Here is a 21,954-nt window from a genome sequence, read left to right as displayed (position 1 = left end):
ATTAATCAACTCCATAAATTTTTAATTCTTGTAAAATATCGTTATTAGTTTCTAAGAAACATATTATGTAATTATCCTGAAGATTTACAACACTAGATACATCTGTTCTAACTATGTTTTCTATTAGATAATATTTTTCTTTAAATTCTTGATATGTTAAAGATTCATCTAAAATAAATTCTTTTTTAGGATACAAGAAAATCTTTATATCATCATTACATTTAAATAAGAAATTTTCTGATAACTTATTATTAGAGAAATCACATTCATATACCGATATTGCTCTATTATAATTATAGTTATTCTTACCAACACATATTTTAAAATTAGATACTATTTCTCTAGCTCCAACACCTTCAATAACAACTCTGTTACAACTAATATTTGCTGTAATAAGTGGGGATATATTTATATCTACCTCTTTTATCTCTTTAACTGTTGTATTAGAATCAAGAAATTGAACTTTAAACGTATCTATTGTTTTTAAAGAATCGTTAAACATAATATAATTTATGAAGTTTCTATTTTTTAGTTTTATCTCCAACTTATAATTTGCTGAATGCTCTATTATTTCATAACTATTATTTTCTAATATAGTTCTCTCTCCACTTAAAAATGAATATTTCCCATTAAATGTATTTAAATTATCAGAAAATATAATATTCTTTGTTATTATGTTTGAAAAACTATTATTAATAACTCCTATAACGTCATATACAGATTTATTTCTTAGTCCTATTGCATAGTCTATTGCTTCTTTAATCTCTTTAATTTTGTTGTCTATAAATTCTAATTGTTCTTCCTTATTCTTAACCATTAACTGGATTTTTTTATGTAATAAACTAATCTCTTTTTCCACACTACAAATAATATTTTCATCAAGATTAACTTTATTTAGATACAATCTTTCCAATTCAATAGCATCATTGCCAATAATTATATTTCCATTTTCTATTTTAAATATTTTTTCAACAATATTTTTAATAATAATATTTGAACTTGATGTACCAACAAGAAAATCCTTTTGTTCATTCTTAACTCTTATATATTTTTCAAATTTCATTAACTATCACCAGCCATAATATCAAAATCAAATATAAAAGGCGTGTATGAAGTTATACTTGTATCATTCTCATAGAAATTAACATCATATAAAACTCTAAAATTTATTTCTTCATTAGCAAAAAGACTAGGTAAATATAAAGAATCATTTCTAAAAAAACCAATCTCATTTTTTATAGCTTTTAAAGAATTTAGATCATCAAAATCACAAAGAAAAAATATATCATCATCACTTATAGACTCTTTTTCAGTATTTATAAATCCAGAAGATATACTAACTTTTCCAGGTTCAGAAAATGTATCAACGATATTATTATTATAACTAGATATAATAGTTCCAAATTTATTTGATAAATAAACTTTAATAGAATTCTTATCTATAACTCCGCCATGATTATCTAATATATATTCGTACATATTATCTTCTACATAATCACTAGACATTATCGTACTATTATATTTTTTAGTTCCAACAACCTTTTGATTATTAACACTCTTAGAATCTTTAGCAGCTATAATTTTTATGAACAAATCAGAATTGCTTTCTTCTGGAATAGAAATTATTTTTATATCATCTTCTACATCTAATCCATTTAATTCTGAATTTTTCCAATCAAATTCATTAAAAGAAACACCATTATCAAAACTTATAGAATACCTAAGAACTTTTGATTTATCAGAAATGTTTCTTTTTAGTTTTACTATTTTATTGTCATTAAAAATCTTCTTAAAATTCAATATAACTTCATTTTCATCTTTATAAACCACTTTGAAAAACTTATACGTAGACAAATGGGAACTAGGTATAGAATCAAATACAAATTCTACACTTGTTACAGTCTTTAGATTACTTATATAAGTTTGAACATCTAGTTCAATGTTTGTTGCAAAGAATCTGCTGAAGTCTTCAAGAAAATATGTTTTACCTAAAGAGTTTTCAACTATTATTTCTTTTGGCTCTATATTAAAACCATTTTCATCTTTAGATATTAATTTCATCAAATTAACATCTACTGGATCTTTAAAGAAAAATATAATTGAATTTTTATTTTGTCTATAATACTCATAGTTAACCTCAATATTTTCTTTTGCTTCAAACATAAGCATTTGCTTCTCAACATCTAACTTAAAACCGTTGTTATAAAAAATACGACTATTATTTTCAAAGGTTTCTTTTATTGATTTAAACTCACTATTATATATAGAATTAAATATAGTTTTAAAATCATTTATATTAGTTTTATTTTCATCATAAACCTTGCTTGAAATATTATGAAAATTGTTTAATTCCCTTTTGTAACTATTCAATTTTTCAAGTATTTCTTTATTTAATATATCGTTTCTATCGAAAAGAAGTTTTATAGAATCTATGAAATATATTATCTTTCCAACTTTCACAAAACCACCTCTAAAGTTAATTTTAATGTAACTGTAAAAGAAAGTAAAAAAAGAGCTTATTAAAAGCTCTTTTAAATAGAAATATTCAATTTAATTTCATTATCTATTTGTTTATCAAGAATCAATGTTACTGAAGTGATTTTATTATCTATTGTCTTTATAAACTCATTGCTTATAGGAGTGTATCTACACAAAACTTTATCCTTTCTGTGATTAGTCTTGAAGTTTATATACCCTTCTTGGTCAACAAAATCAGTGTAATCTGTATCTACCTTTTTATAAAGAATCCCAACATCTCCATTTACAATATCATAATACTCAAATTTTTCATTATTCATAGCTTTGAATAGAGATTTATCTTGATAATTCATAAATTTTATCTCTTCTATATAATCAGCTCTAAAATCATATGGCAACATATGAAGTTCTATAAAACTATTATCTATAGTATGGAAAATTGTTTTAAATCTTACTGGTGAATTAAATATAAAATCCTTAACAAATAAAATAGCATTTTTAATTTGTATAGGAGAGAGAAATTCTAATGTTTTAACTTTTGGATCATTATCAGAATTTTTAAAAATATAAGAGTTTGAATTTACATCCATATTAAACTCATTGAACATTTTCTCTATTGCTTTATTCTGTGCTTCCAATTCAGAAAATCTAAACATCCCAACATCAGCAATTTGTTTTTGAACTTTATCTATTTTTTTTATCTCATCATTATAAATTGAATTGTTATTTTCAATTTCATCAATTATGTTTTTAAAAGTTATTTTTCCCATACAATTGCACCTGCTCTTTTAAAATTACTATTATAAAATTCATTAGACTTACATACAATCATAGGAGATAATTTCATTAATCCTTTTTCATCCATGTACTCATCAGTGTCAGTAAATACGACATCACTATTTAGTATTCTAGTTAGTGTTATAGGTCCATCTATACATTTTATAATCTTACCATCATTAAAAGCATATCTCTCTCCTATAATCATATTTAAAAATTCAACATCATCAATATTGTTAATATCTATAGTTTCAACTTCCTCAGCATAATAAACAAAATCTTTAACACTGTCTTTATAATAAACCAAATTATCTCTTACAATCTTACAATTACTAATAAAATTTACAATCTCTAGATTTTCACAATTGCTAATTTTGATACTTCTAATATTTTTATCAATTTTTATTCTATAATCTGGTAAAAAAATTGGAACTATATCAGTTTTCAAAATTTTAACATCTTTTATTTCTTTTTTACTCCAATCTTCATATACTATTGTTAAATCAACGCTATCATCTCTTATGCTAGATTTTAAAATGATATTGTCAAAATACGTTCCTTCATCAAATGATATGTTGTTACTAGCTATAATCGAATAATAATAAGGCTCATATGTTTTTTTACTTTCTATCAAATAATAAGGGTTATCGCCATTTTTATAATAATATTTTTCACCTCTTTTTGGAGAAAAGTAAACTAAATTTAACCCTTTTGATAATTGCTTTATCTTATAATTTTCAATTATTTTATCCTCATCATTTACTATTAAAAAATCTTTTATATCATCATCTACTATAAAATTATAAAATAATGGTTCATTTTTAAATTGATCCGTTATCAGTAGTTTATCGTTCAGTTTGATAGTAGTTTCATAATTATTAGAAACATCACATTTCAAATTATAGTAAGGCATCATATTATCAACAACTTTTTCTTTCATAGTTGGTATTCTTATCCTACCAATGCTGTTATTATTATTTGTTGTAGTTAGTATTTCTCTTATATTAAAAATAAATTCACCAACTATATCTCCTACAAGCTCAGGGTTCTTCTCATACTCTTCTATTTGAGTGTCATTCAATATTCTTATTTCTGAGCCTATCTTACCTGCTGTAGCTGGAACATTATCATTTTTATTATAATAGTTAAAATAGAATATGTTTTCATTATTACTTTTAATATCAGTAATAGAAAAACAATAGTGCTTATTTGATTTAGGAGAAATTTCAAGACTAAAATCTCCCTCATTTTTATCAAATAATATTTTATTAACACCACTCTTATTATCACTCATTGAATAGTAATTAGTTTTTAAAATTAAAGTTATCCTGTTACTTAATACAACCTCGTTATCTATATTCTTTATCTCAACTTCTATTTCATAATCTCCATCACTCATCTTTAATGGTATTGTAGATTTAGAGTGTGTAAAATCCAAATATAAAACTTCTGCACTATCTTTGAAAAATCTTAACGAATATTTTATAAATTTAAAATTTAAGTTAGAACTTTCTGTTTTTATATTTTTATAATATTTATTGTTATTTTCAATTAGTGTTATAAAAGACCCCTCAACAAAATCAGAATTAACTAAGCTAGAAGTATTAGTAGCATCAGCAAATTCTTTGTATAAAGATTTTATAACTTTTGATAACTGATCTTGAGAAAAGCTATTATAATTAACTTCAAATTTCAAAACAAAGTTATTCCTATTATCATAGACAAGAATCCCAGGTTCATTAATAATAAGTTCTGGATTTTTATTATTATATAAACTATAGTTATTTAACATAATCTCTCCTTTGTTAAAGTGGCAGGATTTCTCCTGCCACAATTGTTTTAATTAATTTCTATATTATACGTTAATATATTAAATTCATATTCTAAGTTCATCTGAAGCTCAGTTTTACCTATTTCATAAATTAAAAACTCTTTGTTATTTGAATTTTTATCTATAAGTCTATAGCTTAATGTTGAATTTTTATCTATATCTATATCAACTATAATATATGTATCTGAGTATTTATTTTTCTGAATTCTTATTCTATTATTTTGTCCAGGTAAAATAATATCTTGGAATTCTTTTTCAAGTGAAGAACTATCAGTCTCTAATGTAATTGATTTATTAATCTGAACGTAGTTATTAGAAGAATCATAACAATTGACAACCAATCTGTAATTACCAGAAGTTAAATTGAACTGAGGTCTAAATTCATAAGTAATATTAGATATTCCATCATCTGCTGCTTTGGTTATACTTCCTACAATACTACCATCCGAATATCCATTTTTTTCTAATACATATTCACATCTAGTTACATCATAAGGAACTTCCCATACCCATCTAGGACGTCTTTCATCAGTTATTACATATGTAGGCTCTATAAATCTCATTAGAGTAACATCAGGAGCAGTTATGTCGTAAGTTATAAATTGGTATTCAAACTCTTCTGACCAGTTATTACTTGGATCAAATCCGCTTAGAATAAATACATAGCTTCCTTCCTCTGATATTCCATTTTTAGATATAGTCTTATTTATGGTTACTGTATTTTCAATTAAAAACTCATTTTTCCTAAATAGACTTTCTAATTCAATTATACTTTCATTTACATTATTTTTATCAATATCTGATTTAGAAAAAATAAATTTCCAATCATGATTAGTTAATGTATAGTTTTCATTATTAACAAGTCTATCATAAACAGATTTAAAAGCATTGAACTCTTCAATCGTCATAACTAGCCAAGCATATCTAAAATAATTTAAATCATTTTCCCAAGAAATTGTTGGAATTATATTTGTAAATATATTGCTTCCACCATTTATAATAGGTTTAAACGGCGGTATTCTATCCAACACTATTGTACTTTCGTATATAGTGTTATTTATATTCCCAGCTAAATCAAAAGTCTTAGCATATAAAGTGTAAACACCATCTTCTCTTTCTTGATACGATTCATACTCTTTTTTATTTTCTATTTTTTCCCATTCTGTAATTGGTAAATTCGGATTAAATGTAACATATGTTCCACTAGCTATATCTCCAGATGAAGTGTAGTCCCAAGTCCATCTCAATACAGAATTATCAGTAGTGAATTGTTTATTTGTAAAAATTATTCCTCCTGGTATTTTTCTATCAAGAACGACAGTTATTGACGAGATATCAGATTTTTTATTTACTATTTGACCTGTACCAGCCTCATCTACTGTTTCATCAAATACAGCTCTAACATAGAATGTATATTCTCCATCTGCATCATTACCTGCTACAACTTTAGGTATATTATTCAACTTGAAGCTATTCTCATTTAAACTTCTCCATTTACTAGGATTAACTAAATCAGCAACACTCGAATTATATGGAGTTGTTAATTGATATTCCCAATTTTTTATATTATCAGCAGTTAATATCCATTGGAATATTATTGTATTATTATTTGTGTACGTTTCTTTTGGATATACAAATACTGGTTTTATTCTAGTTAAATCTTTCAATTCAATTACTTTCGTATAAATTTGAGAACTATTTCCTGCATAATCTATAGTGCTAACAACAAATGTATATGTATTAGGTAATAGGTTTGTAAAGTATAAACTCTTATCATCTTCTGTATCTGAGTTATCTTTTATTTCACAATAACCTAGCTTTCCATTTAATTCTCCAATTTCTAACCCTGGAATAACCTTTTCTTCTCTAAAATATATTTCTTCAGTAAATGTTTTATCTAATGTATTTCCAACTACAAACTTTATATCATTTCCATCTGAATTCGGAGATATTAATTCGAACATATAATATTCATTATCTGCTTTTTTTCTTTCAAAGAAAATTTCAAAAGTAGAAGAATCTTTTATAAGTACCTTTATATCTTTATCTGTTAGAGGTATTGGATTTGATGTATCTATCATCTTTGTATTAGATAAATAATTAGCTCCAAGCATTCCAGCAGTAGTTTCATTTGCCGTTGACCAGTTACCTGCCTTATCCTTTCCTATAACCATTATTTTATTAGGTCCATCTTTTAAAATTCTTTTTTCTTCATAATATGTTTTTGATGCTGAAAATTCTTCAGTAAATTCCTCATCATTTATTTTGACTTTATAAGAGACGAATTCGTCCCAATTACTATTAGTATCTTCCCACTTCCACATAACATTTTTATTTCTATTTTCATATTTTCTATTTATTGGATTGTTTAAATCGAAACGTGGTGGTGCAGGAAAACTATTTTTAACAACAAATGTAAACTCTTCATTAGCACTTTCAAGACCGTTCTTTCCAATAACTTTTGCAGTAAGTTTATAAGATCCATCTGCTAAATCTCCTGGAACTTGAAATTGTCCTATCAACTTAGTTGAATAATCCTTAAACTGTCCAGTACCATAATCTACATAAGTATTCTCATTGTTAGAAAACTCATATAAATTAACAATAAATTCTTTTAATTCATCTATATTTTGTCTAGTTTGCCATAACCATTTAGGATTCCTATTCTGTGTATAAAACTTATTATATTCTATATTTGAATACCCACTATTCAAAAAATAAGGTTTTATAGGTTCGTAGCTATCTATAGTTACATAAAACACATCACCTATATAAGAATATTCTTTAGAATCTGAATCATATAACTTTATAACAAATGGATATACACCATCTGGTGGCAGAATCTTATCGTTAGAATAAGTTAGAGGTATCTCTATATTATTTGCATTGCTAACATCAACTACAACTGAAACACCAAGTTGTTCATTTTCTACTAAAAAATTAGTATGGCCATAAACTATCATTTCAGGTAAATTAAAATCAAATGTTAATACTGGATTACTCATATCAACTACAAAATCTTCCTGGAACATATTAACACCTTTATTTGTTATCTCTATAAAGTCTGAAAATTCAGATTGATTTCCTGCATAATCAGTAACTTTAATAAGGATATTATTTATTCCTAAAGGTAAATTGTAATTAGGTCTCCATACGTTATTTCTAACTTTTTCAAAAGGTTTATCTCCTATTTTTATTTCTATTGCTAGAATAGGTATCTCAGTAGAAGGTTTAACAAATACAAGTGGTATTGTTCTTTTTAACAACCTTTGAAAATATATGTATGGTTTATCTGGAGGAGTTTTCTTGAATATGAATGGTATTCTAACATAGTCAGTTTTTTCATCTATATAGTTTATAGCTCTAACAGCTAAATAGTATGTACCATCATCTAAAATAACTTTCTCTCCATTTTCCATTATAAAAGGTAAAATCTTTTGATTAGTCTTCATAGTTCCTGTTACAGAAGTTATTTTACCGTTATCATTTCTAAGAATATCATATTCAAACTCTTTTATAGCTTTATCTTCGGTAACTATCTTAGCTTCTAGTCTATTGGTATAATTATCTTTAAATTTATACATTTCAACAGATAATTCTTTTATTTTGCTTCCTTTTTTAGTTATAAAATCTGAACTCATGTAATTTTTGTTACCAAGTTCATTTACAGCCCATACTCTTATTTCGTATGTTCCATCACTTAACTCTTTACCTTGGAAAAATCTCATATAATATTCAGTTGTTCCATACCTATTTACTGGAACTATAGTTTTTTCAATTCCATTTATTTCAACTAAATATTCTTTAACACCATCAAAATGTTGAGATTCCCATTCCCAAGATATTACATTATCTGAAGTTTTTTCAGTTCCTATAACATTTGACGCTATTGGACGTCCTATCTTTTTTGTTAAAAAATATGTTGGTTCACTTTCATTGTTTATTTTATCAACTGCTATCGCTTTAACTGCGTGATAACCTATATCTAGATTCTTATCTGGTTGAATGTAAACTTCATAAGGCATTGCACTAGAAACAACTTGAGAATGTTCAGAATCTCCTGTTATTATGCTAGTTTTTATCTTTAGAGCATTATCTACTGGATGTAATAACCATTTTGCATTTTCATCTATTAAATCATCACCTGATATTTTAGGTGGTGATGTCGGCTTTATTTTTTCAACAATAACTGAATAAACATTAGATTCTGGTTCACCTTCAGCCTTCTGTTTTACTTCTAGGAAGTGATTTCCTACATCATAAGTTGATACAACTATTTTTAGTAGCTTCGAGTATCCTACACTCTTAGGATAAACTTTTTGAAAACTTGCAGCTCTATCAGTTCTATACATAAAGTATTCAGCATTGTTACTTTCTAACATAAAAGCAACTTTATTTTTATAAGTATATAAATCTTGATTATTATCATTATCTATAACTATTATTCCATTTGAAGGGATTATCTTTAATTCTTCTAATTTCTCAGTAAAAATTATTGGATAAAAGCTCTCCTTACCATTTATATCTTTAACGACATCATAAGCATCTTTGATAGATTCTACTGCTTTAAATCTCAAATAAAATATTTGCCCTAGGTGTCTTCCATCTTTAAATATTTTATCATTTAATATTTTTTCAAGTTCTATATATTCCTTTGTATTCTCTATTGGGAATCTCTCTTCAGGATTTAGTTTATTTAAATCATCATCAGTTAAACCCGTATCGAATATAAATCTTTGAGGAACAAACCCATCATAAAATTTAACTATTGGTCCCTCAGCAATAACAGTTCTTTTATCAACATCTACAAGTTCAACTTTTATATGATCTATTCTTGATGAGTCATAAGTTCCATTAAGATTTTCTAATCTCAACTCTGATTGTATAACAGTTTTCAATGCGTAATAGTCACTTGAATCTTTTTCATAAAATACATATTTTGTATAATCATCACCTGTAGTAACCATTGAAGGAAATCTTTTTCTATAAAAAGTTATTACAACTTCATTAGAAGAGTTTATAGTACCATCTGCTAACTTAACATATCCTTTTATTGTTAAAATACCTTTTCCGTTTTCATCTATTCCATCTTGGTTTATTATATATCTAACAACTCCATCTTTTGTAACTGGCAACATCTCTGTATTATTGTTGGCTTGCGATATTGTATAATACTCAGCTATTCCAAAATCAAATTTCATTTCCATTAAATTAGAATAAAAAGCAAATGTTTTAACTCCATTTATTATATGTTGGTTATTGTAGTTATATGTACCCAACTGTTTCCATAACTCATCAATAGCTATCAACTGTTCTTGAGTCAATTGATCTACTGTTACTCCATTCTTTTTAGCTTCTAACATTTTAAGCTTATCTAAATGCTCTGAAGTTCCTAATAAAATTGGAGCAGCAACTTTTCCTGCGTGTCCTATAGTTACAGTTTGTGTTTCTATTATTTCACCTGTAAATAAAACTAAATTTATTTTTATATTTTTAGGTTTCTTAGATCCAGAATCTAAGTTAGCTATGCTATTAAGAAATCTATTTGATTCATTTTCAGAAGTACCACTTATAAACCATCTCATTTCGTTCCTATTATCTAGAGTTAACGAATTTTGGTGTGCTGTTATAAATGATAAAGAATTATCAGAACCTAGCTTATTTTCATCTAAATAAGTGAAATATCCTTGTTTAGATGTAAAATCAACATTATTTGATAAAAATCTAACTTCTTTAACAAAAGTTATAATATCTTTTATTTTTTTATAATAATCAGAATTTATTAATTTCAACGTTATATATACATCTTTACCTTGTTGTAAACCATTGTTTTGAAAATCATCAAAGTCTGGTTCCATAGGAACTGCATTTATACTTAAAGCATTATCTATTTCCAAAGGAATATTATGAGTTGAATTTTTTATAGAATAACTATATCTATTTCTAACAAGCATACATTCCCAATCACCAAATTTTATTTTCTCATCTGGAGCTGATTCGTTTGATAACTCGTCCAAATGAATATTATATATTTTAGATTGATAATATCCCTCAAGTGGCCTTATTATTTTATAATTTTTATTTTTTGAATATCTAAGTTCTAATTGATATTCTCCTTTTCTAAATTCATAATTAGCACTTAGGTTCATGCTAACTTTAAAGAAATTATCTTTAGAATAAACCAATTCATTTTTACCTTGATAATTAGTTTCTTCTACTATATCTGAAACATTAAGTTCAAATCTATCTACAATAGGCTCTGCATAATCAACTAAAAATTCAGCTTTATAAGAATTTATAATACAATCATTTTTCTTAATAACTATAAACACATTATTCTTTCCTCTATCTTTTTCAGTTAAATTTTCATTATATTTAACCTTAACCTTTTTGTTTTCAACAAAGATAGAATATTTTTTATTTTTGTTATCGTTATCAATCATCTCTACATTATCTCTACCGACTATATAAGAATATAAAACATTCTCATTATGTACTATGGAAACGCTATAGTACGGCTTATCGACTCCTGGAAATAACCTCTTTTCGTTTAACATATCAGAAGTTAAATTAGTTTCTATTTTATTTAAGTTAGCTTCAAATTCAAAAGGTTTTGAAATATCAAATTGAGTTATTCCATCTAATGAATTATTAGTAGATTGACCTATAAATGTTATTTGAGGATTATTAACATTAAACCCATTTTTAAATTCATTTGTATAATATCCATAGTCATTCATATAATCACTTGTACTCAAATTTGTAAAGTTATATACATTGAATCCTACTAAGTTATTTACTGTATTCATAGTGTCTTCAGATAATTTTCTAGATACAATTTCACCAACTTTATCAATAGCTAAATTAATATTTTGAAATAAAAATCCATTTTGTTTTTTTACTTTATCAATAACATTGTCTTTAAACGCTGAGAAGCCTATTGTATTTTTATCTATAACACAATCTAACTCATTAGAATTATTGCTGCTAGTACAGAATAGAAAAACTGTTTGAGGAGTCTTAGAACAAGATGATAAAGAATCGACTAAGTTTAATAATTCTTCATTATACGAATCATATATAATTAAACTACCCTTATATCTAGTTTTACTTTTCTTTATTTTATCTACTATAATTCCATCACTAATTTTATTTGTTGAGTCCAAAAATACTTTAGATGCAAATATGAGATTATTGTTATTATCTAAAAAATCTACATCAATTTCATTTTCTATGCCACTAATAAAATTATCAAATCTAATATCTTTCTTAACATTAAGCTTCAATTTAGAATTGTTTATATCTTCAGTTAATTTATTACAAGAACTATCAAATAAAGATGAATTGCTAGATATTTTAAATCCAAAATCAGATAATTTTGTACCCCTAGATAATATATTTTTATTTATATAAATATCATTCTTTGTATAAAGCAATTGCTTTATTTTGGAGTTTAAAGAAAACTTCGGTATCTCTAAATCACTCTTTTTTGTTAATAAAAACTTACTTTCCTCTATTTGTCCAAAATACAAGTTATCCACAAATGTATCTGTATAAACTTCATCAAGTAAAACATATTTAGTATTACCAGAATAAACTAAATAAAGTTTTATATGTTGTTTTTGATTTCTTTTAGAAATGCTAGTTTCTCCGTAAAATCCATTTTTATGAGCTAGCGTTCTTGTGAACTCTATATGTGAATCTGTTATAGATTTTACTCCAACATTATATTCTATATCTTCATTCGGAATGTACTTTTCATCTAATACAAATACACCTCCAGAACTAAACCACCAAGGATCACCTTCTTTACAACTTATATGACCATTACCAGTAAATCTAAATCTATACTTAAAGTTCCTGTTAGGACACTCAATAGTATTGTTAAAAGTATGAGTCTTATCCGCTCCACTTCCTCCTAAATCTATACCTTGCATAGCATTAAATCTTACAGAACCAAATTCAATCCAATTTACATTATCAACACAACACTCGACAATTATAGTTACGTCTCCACTTGAACCAACAACGTCTTTTATTTCCAACTTAAACCAGTTTATAGTCTTTACATTATACTTAACTCCTGATGTTCCACCCATATAATTACCATTTACACTTATCGAATCATCTCCTCCTGTTAAAGAAAAATGCTCTCTTGTAAAAAACGTCCTATTTTCATATGTGGAATCAAAATCCTCTAAATAATTGCTTACATCAGCAACCAAACTATAATTAGTTTCTTTGTTGTTTAAAATCCATTTAAGTATATTGTTTACTTTCCTACCATTGCTTATAGTTGTACGAATAGGCTCTCTAAAGTAAATTCCATTTTCTTGTTTAAATAGAATATTTCCACTATCATACCCAACTATAGCACAGCTGTCTAAAACGTTTTTTTCATCTTGTTTCACTTTTTACTCTCCTTTTTTTAAATCCAATTTAAAATTAATTGAACTACTTTTTAATAAAGGCTTTATTTTTCTAGTTGGTTTTATTACTTTCTTAACACAATAGTTATTAAAGTTTATAAAATAATCCTTATCTTTTATCTGTTTCCAAAGAACAGTAGGAGTTCCATCATCTTCAATTAATCTAATTTTAAAATCTGACTCAAACATTCTCTCAGAACTATTTTTAGCATAATTTTTTATTATTAGAAAATTATCTATGAACTCAACATCTATTAGCTGTTTTTTGTTTATATTCTCGTTCCTTAAAACTTGATCTAATTTTATAAGCCTATCAAAATCAGTTATTTTAATTTCAGAATTAATTCCAACATAGCTCCTAGTGCTTTTTACAGAATAATCATCTTTAATATTTATTTTCAAAGTTACAATATTATCTAAATAATCAAATGAAACAAAATTAAATTTTAAATTAGAAAAATAAATAACTCTATCTACTGTTGTACATACCAACCTCTTTAGATTTTTATTATCTCTTATAAGGTCTAATATAACTTCAAACTCTCCATTATATTTTTTATTTATTACCTTTATATTTAGCGTGTAATCTCCCTTTTCAAAGTATCCATATTTGAAGTTACCAACAACCTCTATGCCATCTTGAAAGAAATCTACCTTATAATCTTTTTCATCATAAAAATCATAATAGTTTAATGCACCATTTAACGTATCGTCAAATTTGAATCTTATTATATTTTTAAATTTTTCAATAAATTCACTATTTAACTTTAACCCTTTATCATTAACAAAGTTATTTAATCCAAGGAAAGATATCCAGTCATACAAATGCAAGTGTTCAACTTGGATTATTTGTAGTTCTACATTTGGAACAAAATTATTTTTATTAAAGAATACATTTTCATCTTTTCTAAAAAAATATTTTCTTCCAAATTCAATCCTTTTTATACTTAAATTATCAGAAATAAAGTTTACTCCATTATCATCATCAAAAATTATCTCTTTAATATTTTCATTTATTTTCTCTTTAAATAAACACTCTATTTCTTCCAATTTAGTCATACAGTTATGAGAAGAGTTATACCTAAAAAACTCTAAACTTAAATGTGATCTTATAAAATATTTATCAGAATTATTATCAGTTATTACCATATAAATAAATCCTTCTGAATTTATTACAAAATTATTTATAACCTTAGCCTCATATTCTCCAAACAATAATAATTCGTATCTATCTTCATAAATCAATGAAATCTTATTTTTATTTTTATTTACAATAACTTTTCTTCCATTTAAAACAATACTATTGTCATAACTTACAAATTTTGATTCCTCTAAATCTTTTATAAATTCAATAGAATTATGCACTGTAGATGTATAGTTTTGATAATCAGTCTCATCATATCCAGCTTTTATTAAGCTATCAATAATAGTTTCATCAGAAACATATAACAAATCTGTATTAATTTCTTTAAAAAATACATTTTCTTTTATCCTTTTTAATTCAAGCTTTTCGTACAATCTACTTTTAAAATATTCTCCAAATATTTTTTTTATTTCAGAATTAAAATTTTTATTTATTTTATATAATCCTTTATTAGCAGTTATAGTAGACATTATTTAACACCACGCATTATACAAATATCAGCTAATAATTCTTTTGAATTTCTAGGTAATAGTTCTCCAACAACTATAGGATGCTCATAATCATTTGATGAAAATACAAAAAAATTAACATTTAATTTTCTTTCATTTAAAGAAAACTGTATTTTATTATCTGTAAAATATTTATTAATTATAAACTCTATTACATCCCTACTTATTTTTTTATTATTTGAAAAATATAATTCTTTTAGATAATACGTTAATTGTATTTCTAATTCTGATATAATCTTCTTTAAATCAATTTCCTTATCATTTGAAAACCATTCTAATAATTGACTATATATCCCATCAATTTCTATTTCCATTACAGAAGGTTTAATAATCTCTATATGTGAAGTAGCAAAGTACTCTACAGCTTCTTTTGATTGATCTAAAATCTTATCTAAAGACACTAAATTAACTGGAATTATGACTACTTTTATATTATCGTATTCTTCGTTTACTACAACATCTGAAACTCCTTCTATTCCTTTTATATAATTTTTAATTTTTCTTATATTACTATCTCCATAAGTTTGTAATACAGAACTAGCTCTATTAAAAAATTCTATATCTGATTCCTTAGTTTCTGTATCATTAAACTTTAAAAAACCTAAATTTTCCTCAAGGTATTTTATTTTATTCTCTAAATCATTTACCTCGTGAACTTCTATACCATTTAAAGCTATTTTAAAATCTCCTAAAATTAAAAAATCATAATTGTCAGAAAGAGTTGAATTTGAAACTTGAAAGTGGATTGTATTTTCTGATCCACTTTTTATTTTTTGTTCAATAGAATTCAAAAATTTTCCATTTTTATACTTTATAACTGTATTTTCTTTTAATAAAATATCTATTTTTCCATAGTTATAGATTAAACAACTTTTATTTATATCGCTATAATTTTTAAATCTTTTTAAACCAAAAAAATTTAAAATTTCATCAAGTTCTTCTCCTGTTCTATTTTCGAAATTCAATGAGTTTAATATTTTATTTTTTTTATCAATATTTTTTTTATCCACTTTAGCTAAACATTTTATAACATCAATTATGTTAGATTTATTAGATGTATCATATCCCAATAAATTCAAATGCTCTACTAATAATTCCATATATTTTTCTTCTGAATAATTAATTATCATTTAGTACCTCTCTTGTATTTTTGTGATATTTTAATTTTAAATTAAAAATACAAAAAATAAAAAAAGACGAGCTTTTAAAACTCGTCTTTTTTTGTTTGCCATAAAACCCCTTCTACAGCAGTATTCAACTTTTTTTACATCCGTATGTTGAAATAATAACATATTTATTTTTATAAGTCAACAATGTTTTTTAGTTGAAATGTTAATATTTCAAAGTATTTATCTAACTTAATATACTTATCACAAATTCAGAATTTAGAACTTTTTTTCACTATATTTTTTCTTATATGTTTGAACTCCCCTTTATTGTACGAATTTAGTATACTTTCTACTTTCTTTAATTTTTGCTCTATTGCATTGTAATTATATTGTAAGTTTTTATACAGTTTCATTATCGAACAAGCAAAGTTTAAAAATCTTATCCCAGGAGTGATTACACTTTCTGTTATTCCAGATGCAGAACTTGTACTCGTAGTAAAAGGAGTTCCAAAATTACTAAAAAAATTTGTATCTGAAACTTTTTTACTAATAACTTCATCGGCATTTATTCTTTTTGGTTTATTTATTTCATAATCATTTTTTAAAAAATTAGGCATTATTATACACCTCTTTTAGTTTATTAGAGTATTCCTTAAAATCTTCTAATAACTTTTGGTCAAAAACCCTACCGACATAAATATCCAAATTCACATCATACTCATATGATATACACAATTTTTGATTAGGAATTTTATGATTATAAATGTCTCCTAGCATACCGTTATGATTTAAAAATATTATTATATCTCCTGATATTATTTGTATGTTATCACCTACAAAAACGTTTTCTTCTTTAGATTCACTATTATATACCTTATCCAAAGGATGCTTGCTTTTATTATCTGTATTTATTATATCTAATGTCTTCTGCATTGCTGTTGCCGTTAATGATTGAGAATTTTTTATAAACTCCAATTGTTCTTTTAACATGTATAGATTATCTATGGAGACATTGTTATCTGTAGCATTTCCTTCTGAAGCTGATATCGTTTCTTCTAAAATTCTATTTCTTTCATCTATATCAACAACATCTTTATGATGATATATTAAGCCACCATATAAAAAATTATCAAAACTTATATTTTTTATCATTTTACTTTCTCTCATTTATATTACTCCTTTAAATACATCTTTTTTATAGTTATCATTAATAACTAAGAATATTGGAAAGTGATCCGATACAAACAATTCACTTCCAGTCTTAAAATACTCTTCAGATGATGAGTTAAAATATCTAAATACTGTACTCAATCCTCCAATTGATAGATTATCAACAACAATATTGTCATATAATTTTTTACCAGCAGTTGTATATCCTTTATAAATAAGTGGAGTATAGTTTGGTATATCATAGTTTTCATTTTTGTTATTAGCTTCAGTATATATATTAAGTCCTGTTCTTAAATGTAAGTTGAAATCTCCAAATATAATTTTTTCTCTATTAGTATTATCAAAAAATTTATTTATTAAATCATCTAACATTCTCTTTCTAAGTTCGTAACTATCAATAGTTCCTCCATAATAATTATGAATAACACATATATCAGAACTAGATTTTCCATAGTTATAATTACCTTTTGAATCTATTAAATTATGTGTGTATCTCAAACCTCTTCTAACAGAAGTTTTTTCTTTACCTTCAACACCTACAGAAGCACTATATTTAATTGTTCCTTTATTTGTAAATGCTTTCAAAGCTAATTTTTCAGGAAGATTTACTATAACAGCTCCTATATCATCATACCAGTTATTTTCATCAATTTTATAAGGTTCACCATCTATCAATCTATCTTTACAAATTATAGTCCATTCCTTTATAGGCTTATTATATAACTTGGAAAAATATTCCAATTGTTCTTTTAAATCATTAACAATATCAAAACTAAAATCAGATTTAGATTTAGGGTCTAAAATATCTCTGCCATCTAACTCAACTAAATTAACAATTTCGAAGTGAAACATTATTTTAGCTATTCTTTTTATTCTTTCAGTTTCAAGCTTATTTAACTTTGCACAGTTAAGAAAACCATAGCAAAGTTTTGCTGCTAAATCACCATCATACTTAATCAAGGTATTATCTTCAATTCCTTTTGATAGTAGTTCTTCATAATCTTCTCTCATTATTTCGTTCATAAAATTTGGATTATCAAATGCACTAAATAATTTTATAATCCTTTCAATTCCTTTATAATCTGATAAATTAAACTTATCTGAAAAAGCATCCTTTACATTTTCTAATATAAAATTTCTAGCTTCTTCTTTTAGAATAGAATCTACAAACTTATATCTAAAAGATAACATTATATTTGTTATCCAGTAAAATGGAGTTGATGCACTTCCAAAAATAGTCGAATCTGGCATTATGGGTATTCCATTTTTAATCAATGGATATATTTTAAAAGGCAACTCACTAGCATTTCTAGTCCCTCTTACTTCAGCTTCATAAGAGTTATCATTTTCATTAGAGCTATTAACATCAAAATCATATCCAACATTGTTCATGATAATTGGTATATCTTCTAAATGTTTCATAGCCTCTAAAAAATTATCCTTTAAAGATTTAGCAGTAATGTTACCAACTAATTCCTCTTTATACTTAACGTTACTTATAAATTCATCTCTAAGTAATGCATAATTTATTTTTTGCCAAATACCGCACAAATAAATATCACTCATTAATGAGGTGCTTCTAGTCTTCATTCCAGGAGTTATTATTGTTACTAATCCCATCTCAGAATCTAAAATGTGTTGATAGTCTTTTACTACTACCGTTCCAAATATTTTATTTCTAGTATCCATTATAGTTACTTCTGTATTTTTTCTAATATTAGAATTATATAGCATAACTATTTTTCCACTATAATAATTCCTTAATTCGTTATGCATTATTGATTGCGCTACCTCATAGGCTTGTTTAGGAGTATGAACACAAGGTATTTGCTTATAATCTACATACTTTACTCTTTTTTCACTTTCAGGAATATTCTCAAATAATTTAAGTTCTATACTTTTTCCATCTGTAAACTTGAACCATTCTTTTATTTTTCTAGATAAAGTAGAATCATATTCAAATTTAATAACATTAGGACAAGTCTTATTTACTTGAATATTACAACTAATTAAATTAAATCCAGCAATAGCATAAACTTTGTTTGATATATCATCATACTCTAGTATTGATATATTTTCTGTAAATTTTTCTAATTTCTGTATATATTCATCTTCAGAATCTATTGTATTATCATATATTTTAGCTGCACTTCTTAAAGTGTTGTAGAAAACATAATAACTTTCTGGTCCATGTTCTCCATTAATTTCAATAGTATCTAATAAATATTTAAAAATAGAGTTAATTTCTTCGATATTTAATGATGATGTTTTATTTTTCCTTTTCAACTGATAATTATTTCTGCCAAAAAATAATGTAGCAAAATTACCACTCTCATAAACTTCCCAAAATGTTCCAGGAGATCTTAGTGTTATATCATTTAAAATATCATATAAACTCGCATTTTTTCGTTGGTAAGCAAATATATCGCTACCAATATTTTCCATCTCATCACCTATTATAAATGAAGATGTATTAAATACAGTTTTTTTATTAGTACTTATAGTTCCATATGGATTTGAATTTTCATAGAAATCCACATCTTTTACTGATATACCATAAAAACAAATATCTCTATCTGTATTTGTTATATTTTCAGCTATTCTATTTGGTGTGTTTTTTGCTATTTCTTTACCTGAAATAAAGTTTTTTATCACATCTCTAAAATTAAAATTTCTTAAATATTTTTCTGTTTTAGATAATGTTTTTTCATTGAATATAAGTTGATTGTAAGAACAATTTAAATGATTAACACTCGACAATACATCTCCTAATGCTGTATATAAAATGGCATTTGTTCCAGCGACATTAAACTCTCTTTTGTCATTTAGATTAACAGCTATTTCATCCTTAGGAATTAAGTTAGAATTCGGATCTCTATAAGTCTTTGAAGCTGCTATTTCTTTAGCATTATCAAATTTACTAGACACCTCACTAACAAAACTATTAAAACTTATTTTTCCAAGTTTTCCAGATTTTTTATAATTATTAACGTCAGTAATATTATTAAATAATTCTGATGCAAAACTAACACATGAAATAGTTACTTCTCCTGAATTTATGTCTACAGAATTTATTCTTCCTGTAAAATCATAATAATCATTATTTTTGTCTAAAGATATATTTATAACCATTCCTTCTCTAATTTCAGGTCTATTTGTTACAAATTTCTTGTTATAAAGCACAGTATCACTTATATCATCATTCATAAAACCAATTTCTTTAAAATACGAATTAGCATCAACATAGTAAGGTCTTGTGTTCGCTATTTTTATAATAGCATTCTTAATATTTGTAGTATCATCTTTTTTGATTGATATATGATAGATATTTGAAATATCAAAATAATCAGAAATATTTCTATAAGATGATTCGTATAAAGCTTGTTCAACTTTGCTTTCATCTATTAACAAGACTTCAAAGTCTGGCATCATATTTCTGTAATCGGAAGATATTATTCTTGTTATTTCTTTAAACGATCTATACATTTTTGTTTGCCCTATTAACATTTTACTCATAAAATATGCTGGATTAGAGTTTCCTGGTATCTTTGCATTTATAGTTTCGTTATATATGCTCTTTTGATTTTCATCTAAATTATCTATAATTTCTTTTACACTTTTATCTTCTAAAATATCTTTACCATATTTCCCATAATCATCTTGTTTAATATTAGTTTTTTCAAGTATTCTATTAATACTCTCGGAAGTTTTTTTAGATACAGTTGTACTTTTAATTATATTATCAAAGAAATCTAATGGAGTTTCATAATCAGAAAATATTTTTATTCCATATATGCTTTGAAAATCTTTATTTTGACCATTAACTCTTTTAAAAGCAGATGAAAAATTTAATAATTTATCAAAATATCCCTCTCCAAAAAGTTCATTTATATTTCTTTTTATATCTTCTATTTTCATTATTTTTTCTTTATCTATACTAATTTCATTTTCGCTAGTTATAACTTTCTGTAATAATAATCTATTCAACTCCTCTTGCAATGCTATTGCTGAAATTGATATAGGTCCTATTAACGAATGAGCACTCTCTCGTAATACCAATCCTAAATCAGCTTTCTCAAAAGCTAAATTTGGTATATATAAACTTGATATACAATATGATATTAAAAAGCTTTGAAGCTCTATATTAAATTCATTTGTAAATGAAGCATTTATTGTAGAGTGCAATCCATCTGTTCCGAAGTTATTTTTATTAGTATTATTTATGTTTGAATTTCCCATCACACATAATTTAAAAATAGATGTTATTATTCTTGAATAATTAGAATCTACAGTTTCAGAATTTTTATCATATACTTTGTCATATCTTTCAAGTATTTTACTTATGCTACCTTCAACGCTTTTTGATATAGTAGAATAATGATCGGCCAATATATCTCCATTAAATAAATTCATACCATAAAAAGTTATAGCTTTATGCTTAAATTCTTCGCTAGTTATTATCTCTCTAGTTTTTCTAAATACTAAATTTATTGATTTATCTATTAGT

At 25.0% G+C, this 21,954-nt stretch carries 10 protein-coding genes; all 10 read right to left on the bottom strand.

The annotated features are described in order from the left end of the window. Window position 1: 1 nt before the first annotated feature. Window positions 2-1,063 carry a hypothetical protein gene (locus ACRCYC_RS01810; RefSeq protein WP_438532733.1) on the bottom strand — a complete coding sequence of 354 codons (1,062 nt, stop codon included), beginning with the start codon at window positions 1,061-1,063 and terminating at the stop codon, window positions 2-4. Further along, entirely contained in the window at window positions 1,063-2,460 is a 1,398-nt protein-coding gene (locus ACRCYC_RS01805; protein WP_438532732.1) for a hypothetical protein, read from the bottom strand. Before ACRCYC_RS01805 ends, ACRCYC_RS01810 begins: the two co-directional genes overlap by 1 nt. A 71-nt stretch (window positions 2,461-2,531) precedes the next feature. After that, window positions 2,532-3,248: a hypothetical protein gene (locus ACRCYC_RS01800; protein WP_438532731.1), complete on the bottom strand. Its 717-nt coding sequence runs from the start codon at window positions 3,246-3,248 to the stop codon at window positions 2,532-2,534. Then, entirely contained in the window at window positions 3,236-5,047 is a 1,812-nt protein-coding gene (locus ACRCYC_RS01795) for a hypothetical protein (protein WP_438532730.1), read from the bottom strand. The genes ACRCYC_RS01800 and ACRCYC_RS01795 overlap by 13 nt, the downstream gene beginning before the upstream one ends. Window positions 5,048-5,094: 47 nt before the next feature. Further along, complete coding sequence (locus tag ACRCYC_RS01790; protein WP_438532729.1) at window positions 5,095-13,497, bottom strand: hypothetical protein; 8,403 nt, start codon at window positions 13,495-13,497, stop codon at window positions 5,095-5,097. Window positions 13,498-13,500: 3 nt separating this feature from the next. Then, a complete protein-coding gene (locus ACRCYC_RS01785) occupies window positions 13,501-15,129 on the bottom strand; it encodes a hypothetical protein (RefSeq protein ID WP_438532728.1) in 1,629 nt (542 codons plus the stop codon). Further along, on the bottom strand, window positions 15,129-16,298 hold the full coding sequence (locus tag ACRCYC_RS01780) for a hypothetical protein (protein WP_330112622.1): 1,170 nt from the start codon (window positions 16,296-16,298) through the stop codon (window positions 15,129-15,131). The genes ACRCYC_RS01785 and ACRCYC_RS01780 overlap by 1 nt, the downstream gene beginning before the upstream one ends. Window positions 16,299-16,546: 248 nt before the next feature. Beyond that, window positions 16,547-16,894, bottom strand: a complete 348-nt coding sequence (locus ACRCYC_RS01775) for a hypothetical protein (RefSeq protein ID WP_330112623.1) — start codon at window positions 16,892-16,894, stop codon at window positions 16,547-16,549. Next, entirely contained in the window at window positions 16,887-17,444 is a 558-nt protein-coding gene (locus ACRCYC_RS01770) for a hypothetical protein (RefSeq protein WP_438532727.1), read from the bottom strand. Before ACRCYC_RS01770 ends, ACRCYC_RS01775 begins: the two co-directional genes overlap by 8 nt. Further along, a partial coding sequence (locus ACRCYC_RS01765; RefSeq protein WP_438532726.1) for a hypothetical protein occupies window positions 17,445-21,954 on the bottom strand: 4,510 nt, incomplete at its 5' end.

It is taken from the genome of Paraclostridium sp. (assembly GCF_051657365.1).
Classification (GTDB): Bacteria; Bacillota; Clostridia; order Peptostreptococcales; family Peptostreptococcaceae; genus Paraclostridium.
This window is presented reverse-complemented; position numbering and strand designations above follow the sequence as displayed.

Excerpts from the sequence above, each read along its gene's own strand:
- ACRCYC_RS01810 (WP_438532733.1), bottom strand. The coding sequence starts at position 1,063 with ATGAAATTTGAAAAATATATAAGAGTTAAGAATGAACAAAAGGATTTT.
- ACRCYC_RS01800 (WP_438532731.1), bottom strand. The coding sequence starts at position 3,248 with ATGGGAAAAATAACTTTTAAAAACATAATTGATGAAATTGAAAATAAC.
- ACRCYC_RS01795 (WP_438532730.1), bottom strand. The coding sequence starts at position 5,047 with ATGTTAAATAACTATAGTTTATATAATAATAAAAATCCAGAACTTATT.
- ACRCYC_RS01785 (WP_438532728.1), bottom strand. The coding sequence starts at position 15,129 with ATGTCTACTATAACTGCTAATAAAGGATTATATAAAATAAATAAAAAT.
- ACRCYC_RS01780 (WP_330112622.1), bottom strand. The coding sequence starts at position 16,298 with ATGATAATTAATTATTCAGAAGAAAAATATATGGAATTATTAGTAGAG.
- ACRCYC_RS01775 (WP_330112623.1), bottom strand. The coding sequence starts at position 16,894 with ATGCCTAATTTTTTAAAAAATGATTATGAAATAAATAAACCAAAAAGA.
- ACRCYC_RS01770 (WP_438532727.1), bottom strand. The coding sequence starts at position 17,444 with ATGAGAGAAAGTAAAATGATAAAAAATATAAGTTTTGATAATTTTTTA.